Here is a 15,634-nt window from a genome sequence, read left to right on the forward strand (position 1 = left end):
CAGGTTCATTCTGGTAAAAGAACCAGTCAGGCGCGTATTTTACTCGTCCAAAGCCTGTCTGACACCAGAAATAAAGCTTTTCACTGCAGCAACAGCATTTTCACGCGGGGTATTTTCCAGTTCCTGGATGATACGCGAGCCTATCACCACCGCATCCGACACTGTGGAAATGGCTTTTGCCGTCGCCCCGTCTCGTATACCAAAACCCACACCTACCGGGATTTTGACATGCTTTTTAATACGCGGGATCATCGCGGCAACAGCATCCAGATCCAGCGCACCAGAACCCGTGACACCCTTCAGCGACACATAATACACATAACCACTGGCAATTTTACCAACTTGCGCTATGCGCTCATCGGTAGACGTAGGAGCCAGCAGGAATATGGTATCCATCCCTTGCTGCTGCATTTTACTTGCAAATTCTTCACATTCTTCCGGCGGGTAATCCACTACCAGCACACCATCCACCCCAACCTCAGCAGCCTTGGCAATGAATGCATCCTGGCCCATGCGCTCTATAGGATTGGCATATCCCATGAGCACAACTGGTGTCTTTTGATTACTTTGCCGGAATTCGCGGACGAATTGTAATACATCCCGCAAGCCAACTCCAAATTGCAGAGCCCTTTCAGAAGCGCGCTGTATGACAGGGCCATCTGCCATGGGATCAGAAAACGGCACACCCAGCTCGATAATATCGGCGCCCCCCTCGACCAAGGCATGCATCAAAGGCACAGTTAAATCAGGTGCCGGGTCACCAGCGGTGATGAAAGGGATCAAACCTTTTTTATTGCTGGCCGCCAATGCAGCCATGGTATTTTGAATTCTTGACATCTTGTCGGTCCTCATCTGATGCACTATTGGCAAGGCAATGGCATCAATCTCAATTCTTGATAGGGAAGGCATACAGGCAGCATCTCTCTATGTATGTGCCTGTATGTCATTGCGCAATAGCGAATCAGAACTTCAGCCCTGCCCGCTCGGCCACGGTGTGCATATCCTTGTCGCCACGCCCCGACAAATTCGCCAGGACTATCTGATCCTTGGGCAAAGTCGCTGCAAGTTTGGCTGCATAGGCCAGGGCATGGCTGGATTCCAGCGCAGGAATGATGCCCTCGATACGACAGCAATCATGAAAAGCCTTGAGCGCCTCATCATCAGTAATGGTCACGTATTGCGCACGGCCACTTTCTTTCAACCATGCATGTTCTGGCCCCACACCTGGGTAATCAAGGCCTGCCGACACAGAGTGCGTTTCTATGACCTGACCGTTGTCATCTTGCAGCAAATAAGTACGATTGCCATGCAGCACACCGGGTGAACCTGCCGTCAGCGAAGCAGAATGCTTGCCGCTTTCCAGCCCCTCGCCTGCCGCCTCAACACCAACAAGCCTGACTTGCTGATGATCGATATACGGATAAAAAATACCCATGGCATTCGAGCCACCGCCTACGCAAGCCACGACATAGTCTGGCTGCCGTCCGGTTTGCTCAGGCATCTGCCATAAGCATTCCTCACCGATAACAGACTGGAAGTCCCTGACCATCATGGGATAAGGATGCGGGCCAGCCACCGTGCCTATGATATAAAAAGTATTGTCGACATTCGCCACCCAGTCACGCATGGCTTCATTCAGCGCGTCTTTCAGGGTCTTGGAACCAGACTCGACTGGTACCACAGTCGCCCCCAGCAATTTCATGCGGTATACGTTTTGCGCCTGACGCTTGACGTCTTCCGAACCCATGTAAACCACGCATTCCAGACCAAAACGGGCGCAGATGGTGGCAGTAGCCACGCCATGCTGACCTGCACCGGTTTCAGCGATGACACGTGGCTTACCCATGCGCTTGGCCAGCAAAGCCTGGCCGATCACATTATTGATCTTGTGGGCACCAGTGTGATTCAAGTCTTCACGCTTGAAATAGATTTGTGCCCCCCCCATCAAATCAGACCAGCGCTTGGCGTGATACACAGGCGACGGACGACCGACAAAGTATTTCAATTCATTGCGAAACTCGGCCAGAAACTCAGCATCATGCTGGTACTTGGCGTAGGCTTCTTTGAGTTCTGTCAGTGCATGAGTCAGCGTCTCGGACACAAAAGTACCACCAAACTGACCAAAATGGCCACGTGAATCGGGTAAATGATATTGGGCTGACTGATAAATTGCCTGACCGGCGATAGACTGGCGCTCGAACTGAGCATCCAAAGACTGAAGTTCTTTCATTTTCTTTCCTTCAAACTGGCTTGAAAGCGATGCGCCGGGTGCATACCCTACGCAACATCACTATTCCTGATTGTCTGCCAGACGCACCGCAGCAATAAACGCGCGCACGCTGGTCTCATCCTTGATACCCTTTGCCGCTTCGACACCACTGCTGATATCGACCGCAAACGGGCGAACCTGACTAACTGCGCCAGTCGCGTTCTGTACGCTCAAGCCACCACTTAAAACGACCCGAGGCGCGAGCTCTTTTGGAATGAGAGACCAATCAAAAACCTTTCCACTACCGCCATACCCATCAACATGGGTATCTAGCAATAAACCACTGAATAAAGGACTAGCCTTACGATAAGACTGCTCACATTCTAGCAAATCCTCAGGCCTTGTGTCAGTTTTGACGCGATAAGCACGAATAAAAGGACGATTGACACTGGCAGCAAGGCTGGCACATTGCTCAGGTGTTTCATCACCGTGGAATTGCAGCAATTGCAGAGGAGCTTGTCTTATCACTTCCTGAAGGCTTACTTCATCAATATTCACGAACAGGCCTACCGACATGACAAAGGGAGGAATTTCGCGCAGCAAAGCCCCCGCAGTATCAGGTGTGACATAGCGTGGGCTGGGTGGATAAAACACAAAACCCAGGGCATCAGCCCCAGCCGCGACAACAAAGCGCACATCTTCTGCTCGGGTTAAGCCGCAAATTTTGATTCTGGTTCTGTGACGCATGGTACTTCCTAATGTAAAAACTCTTCCAATTCAAACTATTGCAAATTTTTGCCGCGCTCCGCAATCGCCAGTGTCAAACAGTGGCAGCTTACTTCGCTTCCGTATTATTCTTAAAAAATTGAGGCAGCATTAATTTTTGTCTGTACACAAATCCAATAAGAACAAACCCTATCAACACCACAATAAAATATGGCAAACCTAAGCTGGCGTTGATAGCAGAACCTGCCAGCCAAGCATATAAAACATACCAAGCTGCGTTACTGCCGTGACGGGAGCGATATGCAAGCCAAGCCGGAAGAACTAAAACTGTCAATACAATGAGGAAACTTAGCTCACTTATATCATCGAACATAGTCAGACTTCTTTAGGTTGAAGGGCCAAAAATCATTACTCAGGATTAACTAAAAACCAACACTAAATACAATACAACGGTAGCGACAAACAGTATGAGCACATGACTCGTCTTATTTTTTTGGTTAATTACAACTGCATAAGTAGTAAATCCAAACGCAGCGCAGAATATCTTCAGGATTTGGGCAGCGACCGCAGACAAATGCGTTTCTGCAGGAGGTTCTGCCAAGATGCTAATTACAAAACCAACAATTCCCAAACAGATGACTAACTTTCTTTCCAAAGTTAGTCGCTGTTTGAACTGCATATTTTCCATAAGCTTCCTTTAATGCCATCAACAAGCCAAGCGCAAGCGATTAGCACTGCAAAGTAGAATGTTTCGCATCAATTATCACAATATCAGGATATTCTGAAAAATGCTCGTTTATAAGAAACTAGGAAATGATAATTGGCACACGCGATTTTCGAGCGCTTGAATATATACAACGGCTATCATTTTATTGAAGCATGCGATAATCGCTTTCCATTCCAGTCATACACGCCATGAATTCACCTGAGACAAAACCGCCCATCACCCGGCTATTCGGACTGGATATCTGCAATATGCGTTTTGCAGAGGCCCATCAGCATTTGCTGGAAGTTGCCAGCAACCGTGATCATGCCAGCCGTGTGGTGGTGACGCCGAATGTGGATCACATGACCAAGCTGGAATATGAGCCTGAGTTCAAGACCCTGTATGCAACTTCAGATTATATTTTTGCCGATGGTATGCCGATTATCTGGGCCAGCAAGATGTGCGCCCTACCCCTGCCAGAACGTGTAACTGGTGCAGATCTGTTTGTGTCGCTATGTCGTGGCTGCATAGAAAAAGACTTATCGATTTTTGTTTTGGGCGGCATGCCAGGGCAAGAAAACATGTTGCTGGAATCCTTCACCAAAACTTACCCTGGGTTGAAGGTCGATATTTTTTGCCCGTCCATGCAGTTCACTGCTGATGGCACGGAAAGTGATCAGGCAATACAACGCATACAGACTGCAAAACCAAATATCCTGTTCATTTGCCTGGGCATGCCCAAGCAGGAAAGACTGGCATTTCGCTATCGTGCGCAATTCACTACTGACAATGTGCCATTGATATTGTGCGTAGGTGCGGCCATGGAATTTGCACTGGGGCAAAAAAAACGCGCACCACTGTGGATGCAAAAGATAGGCATGGAATGGTTCTGGCGTCTGGCCAGCGAACCGCGCCGCTTGTGGCAGCGTTATACGACACAGGCCTGGCGCTTTGTCGGACTCTTGCTGCGCGAGAGAAGAATACAAAAGCAAATGCGCTGAAACCTCAGATCAAAGCAAACCAAGAATACAACACGTCAGACAATAAAAAAACCGCACAGATAAGAATCTGTGCGGTTTTTTCTTGGGAGCTTATTTGCTACTAATTTATTGCTACTAATTTTATTGCTGATACTTACGCTACTTCTCAGGCTACTTTCTTCGCATCGAAGAATTGCTCATCTTCAGTAGAACCATGCAAAGCTGTTGTAGAAGATTTACCTTGCTGGATAGTTTGTGTCACTGCATCAAAGTAACCTGTACCAACTTCACGTTGATGTTTAACAGCTGTAAAGCCTTTTTCTGCCGCTGCGAATTCAGCTTCCTGCAATTCAACGAAAGCAGACATCTGGCGACGTGCGTAGCCATGTGCCAGGTTGAACATGCCGTAGTTCAATGCATGGAACCCTGCCAATGTGATGAACTGGAATTTGTAGCCCATTGCGCCCAGTTCTTTCTGGAATTTGGCGATCGTTGCATCGTCCAGGTTTTTCTTCCAGTTGAAAGAAGGTGAGCAGTTATACGACAGCAATTTACCTGGGAACTTGGCGTGGATAGCGTCAGCAAATGCCTTAGCGAATTCCAGGTCAGGTTTACCAGTTTCACACCAGATCAAGTCTGCATATTCTGCATAGGCCAAGCCACGGGAAATCGCTTGCTCCAGACCTGGTTTGGTTTTGTAGAAACCTTCAACTGTGCGCTCGCCTGTGCAGAAAGGCTGGTCGTTGGGGTCAACGTCAGAAGTCAGCAAATCAGCTGCTTCAGCATCGGTACGGGCCAAGATCACGGTGGATGTGCCCATGATGTCGGCAGCCAGACGTGCTGCGTTCAGCTTTTCAATGGCTTCACGGGTAGGCACCAGAACCTTGCCGCCCATGTGGCCGCATTTTTTAACAGAAGCCAGTTGATCTTCAAAGTGAACGCCAGATGCGCCCGCTTCAATCATGGCTTTCATCAATTCAAAAGCATTCAATACACCACCGAAACCGGCTTCAGCATCAGCTACGATAGGTGCGAAAAAGTCGATGTCGTCTTTGCCTTCAGACCATTGAATCTGGTCAGCGCGTGTCAGTGTGTTGTTGATGCGCTTGACAACCAGGGGTACGGAATTGGCTGGGTACAAGGATTGATCAGGATACATTTCGCCAGCAACGTTGGCGTCGCCTGCGACTTGCCAGCCAGACAGATAGATGGCTTTCAAGCCAGCTTTGACCTGCTGCATGGCCTGGTTACCAGTCAACGCACCCAGGGCATTGATGAAAGGCTCGTTATTGACCAGATCCCACAATTTGATCGCGCCGTTTTTTGCAATAGTATGCTCGACCTTCATGGAGCCACGCAGGCGAACGACTTCTTCCGCCGTGTAATTACGCTTGATACCGATCCAGCGTGGATTGGTATCCCAGTCTTTTTGCAATTCTGCTACTTGTTGTGCGCGAGTTGTCATGTTTCTCTCCTGTGGGCAAATCAAATAAAAAAGTGAATCCGTTGAGAGAAATAATAGAGTATTTTTTGCGTAGCAACAAGGTCTTATATAAGACATATGACAAATATTTAATCGTTTAAAATCAAATACTTAAAATTACTTTTTTGCGATGTGAAATTATATTTCTTAGAATGAGAAAAATAATTTGTGCAGTGAGGTAGTTATTTTTCATAATGTGAAAAATTGAGTTCACATTATAAAATTCGGCGATTCAATTTTTTACATAAAGAAAATTAAGTTTCAAATTCCTTCAGGAAACTGCAAATTTTTTGCTCAGAACGCGCTTATTTCAACCATATTCTTTTCGTGCCACTATTTCAGCGCGATGATTTGGGCACACTCACTCCAGCACAATTTCATACCAGGGCGACGGAAAATCAAACTCCAGTTCAAAACCATCTGTTTTTTTACTGATCGCAGTATTTGCCAATGCCTTCATACGCACGCCATTTCCATCCAGGGGATAGACCGTGATCTTTTTACTTTTGCTGGCATGGAATAGTTTGACTGGTATCCGTTCCAACCAGACAGGTGCAGCGCCATCAAGTGACCCTGATGGTTTTCTGGCCGTTGCCAGGTCAGGCTCCAGCGTCCACCAACCGGACTTGCCTTCATAACTGATCAATTGCTTGGGGCGCTCAGGTTGCACGCCTGGCTGTGTAGTCGCTGTTGCTCCACTCAAGACCAGCAACAGATGGCGACTATCCTTCAAGGGCAAGGCGTCACGGCTAGTCATCATGATGACACCATATTGCCGCCCTTTTTCTAAAAATGCGGGCAGGTATTTGTCTGTATCCATCACGGCTGAAACTAGCGCCTTGCGTCCTGCAAACAAGCGCGTATAGCTTGTATCGGCTGCCAGCCACGGGCCAGACTCGCTATAGCGTAATTGCCCGCCGGGTGCAGCCCAATTCATATCATCTTCACGCCATAGCCCGGCAGTATGCTGTGATGGTGCCGCTACTCTGGAGAGCGTGCCATACAACATGGCCACACGCATAAAAAAAGCATGTTTATAATCGATACCATACTGCGCCTGCAAATACGCTGGCAAGCCACCACCACTGACACCATCACGCAAGGCACCCAGCATGGTGCGCTCTTCAGGTGCCAGGTTTATATTCATCTGCGCTGGCAATGGCCGTACCTGGTATTGTCTGAACATGGCAGCTGCCATGCCACTTACCGCCAGTTGACCACTATGCCCGCTTAATCCAAAACTGTCGGGCACTGAACGCCATTGATCCCCATCTATATAATGAAACAGAAACAACCCATCCCAATCCTGGGCACTGGCGACTGCGCTCATGACTGGCAGGATTTCTGCTGACTGTTGATTTGGAAATGCCTGGTTAAATTCACTGACGACGAAGGGCTTGCGTGCATCACGTACATAGGCACGCTGCAGTAGCGATTGCCAGCCCTCACGCAAGACTGAACTATTGCGGATGCGCCAGTCATTCCTGTCCCATTCCTTACGCGGAAAGTCATAGTGATCGACATAGAAATGTTCGTCGACATAATCCATCTGCTGTTGCGCATCGGCGAGTGCGACACCACCGAAATACATTTGCGTACCAGTCACTGGCAACAAGTCCCCTGCTTCTTGTCGTATGGTTTTGCGGATAAGGTTTAAATATTGCTGATCAAGATCGGACAAAAACCGTACATAGTCCAACACCCTGCGGCCATTACCCTGTTGATGTGGCCGGTATTGCTGCTGCAAAGACTCTGGCGTATCCCAGCCCAATTTGTTGATGGCCCGTCGTGAAAAGCGCTGCACACCGGCGACCCAGCCTTCACCATATTCAAGTATGGCGGCTTCAGACGACTTGACATTAATAACGCCTTTGCGCGTCAATGAACAACTATCCCACAGCTTGCAGGCACTATCTGCATGTCCATGCTGACGCAGCACCCACTTTTGCCAATGCTGCTGTAAAGCTCTTTCATATTCACCAGTCAGGCCATCAAGCTGACCACGCTGCCAGGCACCCAATAGTGAAGATTCATTATTGATTTCCACCATGGCCAGGGCGGGTTCGTCCTTGAGATCCAGCCTGCGCAGTAGCTGCTGTACATATTCAGCCTGCAGGCTGATCATGCGTGGTTCAAATAAATGCAGGGGATGGCTGGCGAAAGGCATTTGTTCACCTGCCATCAAAGGCGTGACCTGATCAACGGCGGGACGAAATTGATAACCCACATGCAAATTCAGATTGATGTACAGCCCTTCAGCCTTGAGCGCGTCAATAAAGACGCGCAAACGCCGCAAGGCAGCTTCATTGAAGCTGGGATATGCCGCTGTAGTCAAAATGCCACGCGGCTGATCCAGACTATCGCTGAGGATACTGTCCAAATGGTGCAGGCGCACAGCATTAAAACCCAGTCGGCGCAAACGACGGGCTATTTTTTGTGCATCTTTTTCTTCAGGAAAGTTTGCAGCACTGGACAGGCTGATACCAAAGAAGCGCACGCGTGCATCGTCTTTTGTACCTGCCCTGCCATCTGGTCCCACCCGGTAAAAATGCCCCTGCTTGACGAATACCCGGTCACCTGCTTCCAAAGGGTGATTCATACCACCAAAATCCACCACCGGCGACAAGGCATCTTCATTAACCTCAAAGCGGTACCAGGCAATGTCACCTGCGACAGCGAAAGACGAATGGAAACAAACAAGGCTCAGCAGCGTCAATCTGAAGACGAAAAAGGCCTGCAATCGAAAATACTTCATAGTTTGGGTCGCAACAGACAAGGTAGCCATTAGAATATCGCACAAACACATGACATTAGTATTGAGAAATGCAAAATTTGTCCGTACTGCCCGGCAATACCAGCCTGAACCTGCTGGAAACCAGAATCGTCAAACTGATGATCATTCTGTTCGTGGTTTTTTCCCTGTTACCTTATGGCATCTCCTGGGACTACACCGGTTCATCTGCACTGACCATGGAAGGCTCACTAACCACCAAATTGCAATGGGGTGGTCTGTTTCTTTTAGCATCCTTCATCCTGTATCGCCATTTGCCTGAAGCCTTGCAGGATATACGGGCGATGAACCCTTTTCTGGCCATCGTGCTGGTCTGGTGCCTTGCATCCAGCATCTGGTCCCCCCTGCCCTCAACCACTTTCAAGCGTGCCATACAGCTCTATGGACTGGTGATGATAGGTTTCAGCATACAAATGGTTGAACACCCGCTGAAAACGATGGTGAATTATGTCTTGTACACCTTGACGGGTATGTTGATACTATCTTTTTTCATGGCGGTTGCAGTACCCAGCATAGGTATAGATTACGATCTGGGCGGTGCCTGGCGTGGAGCATTGTCTCAAAAAAATGAGCTGGGCCAGGTGGCAGCTCTCAGTATCTTGCTATGGCAGATCAAGGCTTGCACAGAAACCGTGGGTATCAGAAGCCTGGCGCTAGGTATATTATTTTCATTTTTTATGCTGGTGATGAGCAAGAGTTCAACCAGCATGATCATCACCTTGCTGACCTCAGGTGTTTTCCATTTGCTGCGCAAGCGACACATTTCATCTTCTTATTCTTTGACACGTGCCAGTATGGTGATCATTTGCCTGCTGACCATTGCTGTGTATGCTTTTTTTATGCAAGAGTCGCGTCTGCCCACCTGGCAAGAAGCGGCATCACCGATAGCTGGCCTGTTTGGCAAAGGCACGGATTTGACTGGCCGCACTGACGTCTGGCAACTGGTAGAGATGGAGATTAACAAGCACTATTTATTTGGCCTGGGCTATGGCGCGTTCTGGCTGGGGCCAGACAGCCTCTCTCAATTTGTGATTGATGCGCTGCACTGGATACCTTTGCAGTCCCACAATGGGTATCTGGATATATTAAATGAACAAGGCCTGGTTGGCCTGATCCTGGTCGTTTTGACTTTGTTGATGCAAGCAAAAATGCTAATCACCCTGTCCCACCAGGACAGGCAACAAGCCGCCTTCTGGTCCGCCATGCTGGTTGTCGTTGTCATTACCAATTTCACGGAAAGCAGCCTGTTTCGCGGCTTTGTGTTCCAGAACGTATTCTTTATCTTCAGTCTGGTGGCCGTCAGTTCTTCCAGCCGTAGGTTGAAGCTGGTCAAACAGGCGTCAAACCATTAATTTGCGACCGAGGTTCTGGAAAGTTTGTTCAATGTAACGATAAGACAAATGAGATAGCACCAAAGATAACAGACTGATCAGGGCGATACTTGCTAGTGTCCCCAGCTCTGGCAAAAAGTGTGCGACGCTATGCGTCACCAGCCAGTGATACAAATACAGGGAATAACTGATACGCCCCAGATAGACAACTGGCGGCCATTGCAAGAAACTACTTACCCTGTTTTTGCCGTAGACAAGAGTCGGGAACATGCAAAACAAAGCAAGGCCCTGTATGGAATAGCGCAAAGACTCGCGAAATTCCTCACTGCGTATAGCCAGTGTCAGCACAAGCAAAAATACACCCAGGAAGAAAATCCGTGTGCGTGACAATTGCTGCGCAAAGTCAGGGTAGCGAGCAAATACCAGCGACAGCGCGACACCATACAGTATGGAATCGGCACGGGTATCAGTTGCTGTATAAATCCTGTAATGCGGCAAATGATCCAGCCCTATGGCCAGCACAAGATAGATACGCCAGGCCAGCATCGCCAGCAGAATTGCTGCTATCAGACTCAAAAAGCGTTTAGGCAGGCTGACAAAAGCCATAAAGAGAACCGGGAAGACAAAATAAAAATGCTCCTCCACCGCCAGTGACCAGGTAATCGCCAGCGGCTGCTTGATCAGTTCACCGCTAAAGCTGGAATAAATACCGTAGTAATTCGCAAAATAAAAAAACACCGAGGCGACCTCTTCCCAAGGTGGGTGCTCTCCAACAACCGCCATCAGCGTCAACGATATCAGCACAAACACCAACAAAGCTGGTGTCAGCCTGAACAGCCTGCGCACATAAAAATTACGTATGCTCACACGGCCACTGGCATCCCACTCTGCCAGCATCAGCTTGGTGATGATGAAGCCGCTGATGAAAAAGAAAATGGTCACACCCAGGCCGCCAGGAAAAAGATGGCCAAAGCCTATATGCGACATGAAAACCAGTGTAATGGAAACGGCACGCAAGCCATCCAGAGTCTGCAAGCGTTGGGATTGATGAACCGTCATGACTTACTTCTTCGCTGGCTGGCTGCCATAGGCATGGCTGGCACTACCCCAGAAATAACTGAGCTTGCCCAGTTGCGAAGCCGCCACCCTGAGCCAGGTAAAACTGCGCAGAAATTTGAAGGGTAATAGCAGCAATGCAAAGAGCAAGGCCAGAAAAAACTGGACGCAAGCGCGGGCGCTGAGCATTAGCGCAGAACTGATTTTCTTGCTACCTTCTTGCATCGCCAGCTCGGTTCGGATGAATAATTGTCCGGTACGATAAGACCTTTGAAGCAACCATTTTGCCGTGGCCCTGTCCGCAGGAATAAATTCATCTGCAGGCGCCTCATCACACCAGACCATGACAGCACCCAACTTATCCAGGCGGCGGAACAGCATGGTATCTTCACCACCAGTTGTACCAAAAGCGGGATCAAACGGGCCTATGCCATCTTTTTGTGAAGCAGCTATATCCTGCAGTATTGAGCGACGGACCAAGACATTGCCGCTACGGGCATCCTTATGATCTATTTTTGTGCCGGTAGGCATGCGGCGGCGATCAAAGTAGCCGCCATTGCGTATCCATGCCGGTGTGCTTTCAGAATATTCAGGCAATACCGGGGCAAACACGACATCTGCCTGCTCAGTTTTTTGCACTTTCAATAGCTGCTCCAACCAATCGGATACCGGGACTTCGTCGTCATCGATCATGACTATCCAGTTACCGCTGGCTGCAGCTATTGCAGCATTCCTGGCTAATGAAATATTTGAATTTGCCAGATTAATCGTCTTGAGTCTTTTGTCGAAACTGGCAGCCATTTCGCCAAGCACTTTTGCTGCAGACTGATTACTGTCATTATCCACGACGACCAGCTCCATCTCCACATCACGCAAAGTCTGCGTCAAAATGGCTTGCAACAAGCGTCGCAACAAATCTGGTCTTTTATAGGTACAAATACAAATACTCAGTTCAGGCATATGAACTCAGCTTTTTCTGCGGAACAATCTGGACAACAAACGCATGGCCCAGGTAAATGGCGCAAACCGGCTTGCACCTGCGGGCTCATACTGATTAAAAATCGTTCCCAGCACTTCCACACCGGCTGCTTGCATATCAGCTTTGGCCTGACGCAACTCATCGACATAGGTATGGTCTTTTCTGGCGACCAGCAAGACGCTACCCGTCTGATGAGCAACCATTTGCGCATCAGATGCGAGAGTCGCCGTGTGCGTATCGACCACAAAAGCATCAAACTGATTGGAACAAGATTCGAGCAATTCGCGCATGCGCGGGGCGCGTAAAATTTCCAGAGGATTTGGTGGTTGCGGCCCGGCCGGCAAGAAATGTAAATTCGGCATCAGCTGTATCAAGGCATCGGCTGCCGTGATACGCCCGGCCAGTACTGACGACAAACCATCCGGTTTACCAAGCGAAAAGTACTCATGCAGATTGCCACTGCGCAGATCAGCGTCAACGAGCAAAGTGCGCTTGCCGACTTGCGATAAGGCGATTGCCAGACTGGCGGCCATATAGGATTTGCCGTCGCGACGCGCCGGGCTGACCAGGGTGATCTTGATCTTGTCTTGCCCACTGAATTTCAAAAGCAGTTCACTGCGCAGGCGGCGGATTTCTTCAGCCTCTTTACTGAAGGGAAAATAGAAAAATTTCAGGGACTTGTCGGCACTGCCGTTCATCAAGTCCTTGGTAGAATAACCGAATTGCTCACCCAAAGCCTGATCAAGCTGTATCTGGGTCAAGTAGCCAAGCGCCAGCGCGGCATCACCAAACCTGAGTTTCTTTTCTTTTTGCAGTTGCGCGACCTGGTCAATCTGCTCAGGCGTGAGCAAGCCTTTTTGCAGGAACAACTCACCAAGTCGTCCTATTTTTGAGGCTGGCTGGTTCATGGATTCAGCTTGCATGCAAACCACCTTGTCCATTGCCAGTCAATTTTTCATCGAATCCAATTTTTGCCATCACGGGTTCATCAAATTCACGCTCCAGGTCTTCCAGACAACGCACCCGCCTGTTCATCAATTCAAGCAGGAAGGCCAGACCAAATCCAAACACCAGGCCAGCCAGCAAACCAAATACCAGATTATTGCGTAGCAAAGGTTTGGCATGCTTCTCAGGCAATTCTGCCCATTGCATAACTGAGGCATTTGAAATGGCCACATTACTGGTCATCAGCAACTCATCAAATTTTTGAATTGCGGCGTTGTAGATTTTTTGCACACTGTCGAGCTGGCGCTGATAGGAGCTGATTACATCTCGGTGTTTCTTGTTTTCAAAAGTCTTTTTCTGATACGCCGCAATTTCTGTTTCGATGACTTTTTCTTGCTGCGTCAGGCGGGACTCTGAAGCACCCAGCATTTCAAATGCAGTGGCAGATTCTTTTTTCAACTTGTCCAGCAAAGCCTGGCGCTCGTCATTGATCGCCATATATTTGGGGTGACGCGCGCCCAGGGTGATTTTGGCATTCGCCAATTGCGTATCAAGCGAGATCAACGCTGCCTTCAGGCCAGATATATGGCCTATACCTGCAATTTCGGGAATATCGGATTCAGGATTACCTTCCCGCACCAATTTTTCCAGAGACTGGCGTTTGGCTTGCGCTTCTACTCTTTGCAGTTGTATGTCAATCAGGCGCACACTCAATGCATTCATTTGCTTGGATTCGAGGTCGGCTCTTTCATCGACATCGACGATCTGGTATTCCTGCTGATAAGCGGTCAGTTTTTTTTGCAACTCGTCAATCTGCCTGCTCATGGATTCGAGCTGGGCATTGTATTGATCGCGCCGCGCTCTGGCTGGCGCATTCATCATCTCCAGCGACAGGTCTATATAGGCTTTGACTATGGCGTTGGCAACATCCTTGGCATGCCTGGGGTCGCTAGACGAATACTGGATTTCTATGACGCGGCTATTCTTGTGCGGTGAGACATCGGTATTCCTGACGATGGTTTCAGCGAGCGCGCGCAAGCCACGCTGCTCGCCATATCTCTGCACAAAGCGCTTGGCTTCAGGCGTCGTCTGCAAACCCAGTGCCTGAATAACACGCTCGGCCACCTGCACGCTCTTGATGACATCAAATTGAGTTTGCAAATAACTTTCATCTTGCATGGGGTGGAATTGCCGTCCACCGATGGGGTCATTGACGCGGTAATCGATGAAAATATCAGCCACAGCGACATAAGTTTTTGGCAACATCAAACTGGCAACTGCCGCACCAACAACCGCGACTATCATGACGAAGGCGATCAAAAGCTGGCGTGCCCGCAGCATCGCGCCTATCTGGGCAAAGGACAAGACCAATTCACTGGGAGAGGTTTTTATCATAGACGTCAGAATATTCTTTCGTTGATAAACACCACATCACCCGGCAACACCTTGTCAGTGATACCCGACGAAATTTCGCGCAATTCACCAGTTTCTGTTTTGCGATGGATGATGATACGCCGCACCGAGCCTCTGTCAGTAACACCACCACCTATGGACAATACCCGCATGACATTCAAATCGTCTTCCATAGGATATTCGCCAGGGCGGCGTACTTCGCCATAGACATAAAAGTTTTTTTGCTGGGGCACGAATAAAACATCATTCGGTTGAATTTTTTGTGCCAGTTCAGGTGCCAGTTTCGTCGCATCCAGCTCCAGTTTGATAGAGGCATACTCTTGCAGTTCAGAAGCAGGCTTACCTGGTTCACGACGCAATATGCGCAAACTCTTTTCACCTTTTTGCGAGACCCCACCAGCCAGGCTTAAAGCTTCCAGAATACTGATTTGTCCTTGCAGCGGGTAGCGCCCTGGCCGCAATACCTCACCCAGCACAGAAAAAGTCCTGCTAAGCTGCTGCATGACCTTGATGGAAACTCTTGGGTTTTTAATGTACTGCCCTTGTTCCAGTTTTTTTGCAAAGATGGCGGCAATTTCTGTTGCAGTCTTACCCTTGACTTCTACCGTACCAACCAGGGGCAAGGTGATGACACCACTCTCCCCTATGGTGACATCGGCAGTCAGATCTGGCTGCCCAAATACGGTAATCAGTAATTGATCACCCTCACCTATGACATCTGAGGCAGCCCCTGCTGGCAGTTCATCCGCAGTATTTCTTGCAGGTGTCGGGACTCTGTCTGTCTGGGGCAATTGCAAAAGCTGGCTTTCCAGTTTCATGCCATTTGCCGGAACAGTTTTCATTTCTTGCGCTTGCAATTGCCCAATAAAAGCAAAGGCCAGCACTGCGGTCAGCAGTTTGCGGGCAGTTATTTCAGAATAAGCAGAAAATTTGGACCAAATTATCATCTGACTTGGGACATTTCATAGAAAGAACTTCATTTTATATTGCAATAGTAAGAATAGATGCAAATTTT

General features: G+C 48.8%; 14 protein-coding genes. 2 read left to right on the forward strand and 12 right to left on the reverse strand.

Features of this window, described 5'->3' with window-relative positions; translation table 11 throughout:
• Positions 1-39: 39 nt before the first annotated feature.
• The 5 genes from trpA to ACO0LD_RS00135 form a co-directional block, all read right to left on the reverse strand.
• Positions 40-837 carry a tryptophan synthase subunit alpha gene (gene trpA / locus ACO0LD_RS00115; RefSeq protein ID WP_423002574.1) on the reverse strand — a complete coding sequence of 266 codons (798 nt, stop codon included), beginning with the start codon at positions 835-837 and terminating at the stop codon, positions 40-42.
• A gap of 124 nt (positions 838-961) precedes the next feature.
• Entirely contained in the window at positions 962-2,230 is a 1,269-nt protein-coding gene (gene trpB, locus ACO0LD_RS00120) for a tryptophan synthase subunit beta (RefSeq protein ID WP_423002576.1), read from the reverse strand.
• 60 nt (positions 2,231-2,290) lie between these two features.
• Positions 2,291-2,956: a phosphoribosylanthranilate isomerase gene (locus tag ACO0LD_RS00125; RefSeq protein WP_423002578.1), complete on the reverse strand. Its 666-nt coding sequence runs from the start codon at positions 2,954-2,956 to the stop codon at positions 2,291-2,293.
• Between the two features lie 88 nt (positions 2,957-3,044).
• The gene (locus ACO0LD_RS00130) at positions 3,045-3,308 is read right to left on the reverse strand and encodes a hypothetical protein (protein ID WP_423002580.1); all 264 of its coding nucleotides are present in this window, start codon (positions 3,306-3,308) and stop codon (positions 3,045-3,047) included.
• 45 nt (positions 3,309-3,353) lie between these two features.
• On the reverse strand, positions 3,354-3,623 hold the full coding sequence (locus ACO0LD_RS00135) for a hypothetical protein (RefSeq protein WP_423002582.1): 270 nt from the start codon (positions 3,621-3,623) through the stop codon (positions 3,354-3,356).
• A gap of 227 nt (positions 3,624-3,850) precedes the next feature.
• Between ACO0LD_RS00135 and ACO0LD_RS00140 the strand changes: the two genes are divergently transcribed.
• Positions 3,851-4,642, forward strand: coding sequence for a WecB/TagA/CpsF family glycosyltransferase (locus ACO0LD_RS00140; protein ID WP_423002584.1), 792 nt, complete (start codon positions 3,851-3,853; stop codon positions 4,640-4,642).
• A 145-nt stretch (positions 4,643-4,787) separates the two neighbouring features.
• Here ACO0LD_RS00140 and aceA read toward each other — a convergent pair whose 3' ends face one another.
• Positions 4,788-6,086, reverse strand: coding sequence for an isocitrate lyase (gene aceA / locus ACO0LD_RS00145; RefSeq protein WP_186951700.1), 1,299 nt, complete (start codon positions 6,084-6,086; stop codon positions 4,788-4,790).
• Between the two features lie 379 nt (positions 6,087-6,465).
• Complete coding sequence (locus ACO0LD_RS00150; protein WP_423002586.1) at positions 6,466-8,859, reverse strand: capsular biosynthesis protein; 2,394 nt, start codon at positions 8,857-8,859, stop codon at positions 6,466-6,468.
• Positions 8,860-8,927: 68 nt separating this feature from the next.
• On the opposite strand from ACO0LD_RS00150, the gene ACO0LD_RS00155 reads away from it, so the two are divergent.
• Complete coding sequence (locus tag ACO0LD_RS00155; protein WP_423002588.1) at positions 8,928-10,247, forward strand: O-antigen ligase family protein; 1,320 nt, start codon at positions 8,928-8,930, stop codon at positions 10,245-10,247.
• On the opposite strand, the gene ACO0LD_RS00160 is transcribed toward ACO0LD_RS00155, so the two are convergent.
• From ACO0LD_RS00160 to ACO0LD_RS00180, 5 genes are read right to left on the reverse strand one after another with little or no spacing between them, the layout of a single operon-like run.
• Positions 10,236-11,285: an acyltransferase family protein gene (locus ACO0LD_RS00160; protein WP_423002590.1), complete on the reverse strand. Its 1,050-nt coding sequence runs from the start codon at positions 11,283-11,285 to the stop codon at positions 10,236-10,238. The two genes, ACO0LD_RS00155 and ACO0LD_RS00160, sit on opposite strands and share 12 nt — an antisense overlap.
• 3 nt (positions 11,286-11,288) lie before the next feature.
• Complete coding sequence (locus ACO0LD_RS00165) at positions 11,289-12,242, reverse strand: glycosyltransferase family 2 protein (protein WP_423002592.1); 954 nt, start codon at positions 12,240-12,242, stop codon at positions 11,289-11,291.
• 6 nt (positions 12,243-12,248) lie between these two features.
• On the reverse strand, positions 12,249-13,184 hold the full coding sequence (locus tag ACO0LD_RS00170) for a polysaccharide biosynthesis tyrosine autokinase (protein WP_423002594.1): 936 nt from the start codon (positions 13,182-13,184) through the stop codon (positions 12,249-12,251).
• On the reverse strand, positions 13,174-14,601 hold the full coding sequence (locus ACO0LD_RS00175) for a Wzz/FepE/Etk N-terminal domain-containing protein (protein ID WP_423002596.1): 1,428 nt from the start codon (positions 14,599-14,601) through the stop codon (positions 13,174-13,176). Before ACO0LD_RS00175 ends, ACO0LD_RS00170 begins: the two co-directional genes overlap by 11 nt.
• 5 nt (positions 14,602-14,606) lie before the next feature.
• Positions 14,607-15,566, reverse strand: coding sequence for a polysaccharide biosynthesis/export family protein (locus tag ACO0LD_RS00180; RefSeq protein ID WP_423002598.1), 960 nt, complete (start codon positions 15,564-15,566; stop codon positions 14,607-14,609).
• Positions 15,567-15,634: the final 68 nt, after the last annotated feature.

This window comes from Undibacterium sp. Ji83W, assembly GCF_049340385.1.
In the GTDB taxonomy this organism is placed as follows: domain Bacteria; phylum Pseudomonadota; class Gammaproteobacteria; order Burkholderiales; family Burkholderiaceae_D; genus Undibacterium.